This window comes from Acinetobacter sp. 228, assembly GCF_048147885.1.
This window is the reverse complement of record NZ_JAYWYV010000516.1, coordinates 1-1,105: the sequence shown is the minus strand read 5'-3', so window position 1 is coordinate 1,105 and position 1,105 is coordinate 1. Positions and strand designations below refer to the sequence as shown.

1 protein-coding gene is annotated in these 1,105 nt (G+C 39.9%); it reads right to left on the bottom strand.

Going from position 1 to position 1,105, the window contains the following annotated elements; genetic code table 11:
- The coding region (locus VXQ92_RS20370) for a tyrosine-type recombinase/integrase (protein WP_416683005.1) at positions 1–922 on the bottom strand (922 nt) is incomplete at its 3' end.
- Positions 923–1,105 lie beyond the last annotated feature (183 nt).

Below are 1,105 nucleotides of genomic sequence, written 5' to 3'. Positions count from 1 at the left end.
CCTTACCTGTCTCATCACAGATAAATACGTGCTCATATTTGAGGTAGGTTAGTAATCTGAGTTGTTGAAATGCCTCGAAAGCAAAATCATTTAAATCTACAAATCTAGCTTTATTTGTTTTAGTGGTTTCTTGCTGAACGCCGTTCACACGACCTTTATTGATGTAAATCTGCTTATTTAAAAAATCTATATCCTGCCAAGTGAGTGCGATAATTTCTGATGGACGGCAACCTGTCCAGAATGCCACCACAAAATACCAATACACAATTGGGTAGTCTGCAATATATTTCTCTTTTAACCAGTTCAGTATTATTTCCTTTTCCATTTCATTAAATGGATCAGGTTCATCCTCCTGAGTTTTCTGATTTTTCAATCGGTCACATGGATTCTTATCAATCACCTCATCATCACAAGCTAATTCGAATACGCCACGTAATGGAATCAAAGCATCATTTCGAGTTTTAGCCGATGACCATTCACGTCCATTGACGGCTGTACGCAACATTTGACTGGTGATCGTATTAATCAGCATATCTTCGAATAATGGCATCCAGAGCCTTTCCAAAATTGATAGATATTTTTTCTTGGTGCCTTGCTTATGATCTGAAAGGTTATAAAGGTATTCTTGGGCATAGTGAGCAAATGTCGGAGCATTTGACGCTGGCAATGTTTTTTGCGCAGCGTCAGCTTTTTTGATGGGCTTGGCGGTGACAGCTTCGATATCCTCGATTTTTAATATCCCGTATTTAGCCTTGTTTACAAAATCTTCTCTAATCTTAGCCGCCTTAATGAAGTTGGCTGGGGTATCGATGAGGTCGAGGGTGAACCACTCGCGCTTGTCGTTCCATTTAAAGTTAATCTGTATTTTTCCCGATCTTGCTCTTGTGCCTTTTGGTAGACCTGAGCTGCTTGTTCGACCCATGCGTTATAACCTTTCAAACTATATAGAATTTTTCGATCAGAAACTTTCACCCAGACTTTTCCTTCCTCCCAGTGAGGTCTAAGGTTCTTTAGGTTCGTGATCTGTTCACCCGTCAATTCACAAAACTTTTCTGCGGTGACCCAATCCAGCAGTTCAAAATATTTACTCATTGTTGAACCTCCG